The organism is Pseudoalteromonas sp. SG45-2, from assembly GCF_014164115.1.
Classification (GTDB): domain Bacteria; phylum Pseudomonadota; class Gammaproteobacteria; order Enterobacterales; family Alteromonadaceae; genus Pseudoalteromonas; species Pseudoalteromonas distincta.
Genome location: NZ_JACJEO010000053.1, coordinates 1 through 2,432 on the forward strand (window position 1 = coordinate 1; position 2,432 = coordinate 2,432).

The following is a 2,432-nucleotide window of genomic DNA, read 5'->3' on the forward strand; positions in this document are numbered from 1 at the left end:
CTCATGGGTGGCGATTGAGGGGCTGTGCTCGGAATCTCCCATAGATACGCAAATTGCACTTCAGATATTGCGATCCCAAAAAACGCATAACGATGCGTTTTTTGGTGTGTAGGTGTTGGGTTATAATTGATACTTAGCCTGCCATCTCATAACACGCGCTTTGTCACGATTTTCATAGGCCTGAATCGCTGGTAATAGTTCTAAGTTGAACTCTCTTTCGTTGTCATTAGCTATCGCCGTGAGAAGCATTGTGTACCAGGCTGTAATTCCCCCCTGAGGTGGTGACTTAAACTTTGGAAAGCGAGGAGTAACACCTTCTCCATCTATCCATTCATTTGGCAAATCGGGTCTGAGTATCAATGCTCGTCCAAGACCAATGGAGTCCGCTGCATTTATAGATAAGGCATCTATTACCTGCTCCCGTTTTTTAAAACCGCCAGTCACTACTAAAGGAATACTTGTTAAGCTTTTAGCCTTTATTGCAAAGTCAATGAAGTACGGGCCGCTTGAAGCACTGTCAGAGCTGGATTTTGCTCCAGGAAAATAAGAACCGCCGCTTATCTCAATCAAGTCGATAGACGTTTTATTAAGGATGCGAATAACTTCTAGAGCGTCGTCTTGAGATAATCCTCCTTCTAGTTGATCAGAAGAGTTCATCTTGATGCCAATAGGAAAAGTCCCCCCCACCGCATCTCGGACTTTCTCTATTATCTCTATAACGATTCTGCTACGTGCTTGTATTGAACCGCCATATTGGTCTTTGCGGTGATTGAATAGCGGAGACAGAAATTGGCTAAGCAGAAAACCATGACCTGCATGTATCTGAACACCTGTGAACCCTGTTTTTTTAGCAATCTTCGCAGCTCTGGCATACACATCTGGCAATAAAGATACTTCTTTCTCTGACATACCTGCACATTCAAATTCACTTATCTTAAGAGGTGATGGACCTTTGGGCTGGCTAAGTAGTTTGTAAGCCAGTCCTCCTGCATGACCTAACTGAGGCCATATGTGGGCATCATTAATCGATGCGCGGGAGGTTAACATTTGTAAATCTTTTAGGTTGGATTGATTAGTTAATACCAGGTTTCCTGGTTTTTCAGGGAACCTGGGATCTACCTGCACTTCACCAATGACGGATAACCCAATACCACCCTCTGCCCATCGTTCATAGAGTCGAGACTGAGCTTCAGTAGGGTTCCCTTCACCGTCAGCGAGTGAGTCAGACATTGCTGACTTTATTAGACGGTTTTTGATGACTGCGCCACAAGGGAGCTCTAAAGGAGGATCAAGTAAGTTCGCGGTGTGTAATGGCTGGGTCATATCTACCTCTCGGGGCACCAATACTTATGTACGGTGTTAATTAATAACGGTAGAGACATTGTCCCCGATTTTTACTAAACTAAAAAGATAGCAATAGTTCAAACACTTTTAAATATTATTTAATAATGAATACATCAGATCTCAATCTATTCATACGAATAGTGGAAACAGGCAGCATAACGGAAACCGCAAAACAACTGAGTGTCACTCCTGCGGCAGTCAGCTCTGCGCTTAAAAGACTGGAAAAAAAGTTGGATATACAGCTACTTATCAGAACCACAAGGCAATTAAGGATCACACCTCAAGGTGAACAATTTCTGTTTCATTGTCGCCAGGCATTAGCCAGTTTGGAGCAAGGTCGTATAGCTGCACATCAGACACAAGGTAAGGTGAGTGGTAAGCTAAGGTTGTCCGTTTCATCTGACTTAGGGCGCAATACTCTTTTACACTGGGTAGAAGAGTTACTGGATGAACACCCTTTATTGTCGATTGACCTTACGGTTGGCGATTCAATTTCAGATTTTTTTCTCGACCAAGTTGATATGGCACTTCGTTATGGGAAGCTAGAAGACTCATCGATGGTTTCATTTCATATCGCCACCATGAGCAGGATCACCTGCGCCTCTCCATCCTATATATCTAAACATGGTGAGCTAACGCATCCTAACAGCTTAAAGGAGCATAATTGCTTATTGCACCGTCGATCTGGTCGTTTATTGAACAGTTGGGAATACGCTGGTCATTCTGGCTCATACAAAGTCAAAGTGGATAGCAATCGAGTCAGCAATGATACTGACATTGTTCGTAAATGGGCTGTTAGTGGTAAAGGGATAGCGTATCGCTCCCAGATAGATGTCCATTCAGAACTTCGGAGTGGGCAACTTGTACGGCTTTTACCAGGCTTTGAATCACCACCTGTTGAGTTAAATCTAATCTGTCCAAGCAGAGAGCAGGTTAGCCCCGCTGTTATTGCTTTTCGGGAACTGCTCAGGAAGAAAGTGGCACAAATCGTTTCGTGATGGTGTTTCGTGGATTAATATACAGTATTGCAGCAAAAAATAATTCACTCCCAAAATCGACCATGCTCGAAACTGTCCAGTTCCGCGCAA

2 protein-coding genes are annotated in these 2,432 nt (G+C 43.6%); one reads left to right on the forward strand and one right to left on the reverse strand.

Translation table 11 applies throughout. The annotated features are described in order from the left end of the window. Positions 1 to 120: 120 nt before the first annotated feature. A complete protein-coding gene (locus H5116_RS20010; protein WP_076924199.1) occupies positions 121 to 1,323 on the reverse strand; it encodes an NADH:flavin oxidoreductase/NADH oxidase family protein in 1,203 nt (400 codons plus the stop codon). A 125-nt stretch (positions 1,324 to 1,448) separates the two neighbouring features. Here H5116_RS20010 and H5116_RS20015 point away from each other — a divergent pair, with 125 nt between their 5' ends. Continuing rightward, positions 1,449 to 2,342 carry a LysR family transcriptional regulator gene (locus tag H5116_RS20015; RefSeq protein ID WP_182716920.1) on the forward strand — a complete coding sequence of 298 codons (894 nt, stop codon included), beginning with the start codon at positions 1,449 to 1,451 and terminating at the stop codon, positions 2,340 to 2,342. Positions 2,343 to 2,432 lie beyond the last annotated feature (90 nt).

Bases quoted from the DNA above. Each gene is read 5' to 3' on its own strand.
- H5116_RS20010 (WP_076924199.1), bottom strand. From the start codon at position 1,323: ATGACCCAGCCATTACACACCGCGAACTTACTTGATCCTCCTTTAGAG.
- H5116_RS20015 (WP_182716920.1), top strand. From the start codon at position 1,449: ATGAATACATCAGATCTCAATCTATTCATACGAATAGTGGAAACAGGC.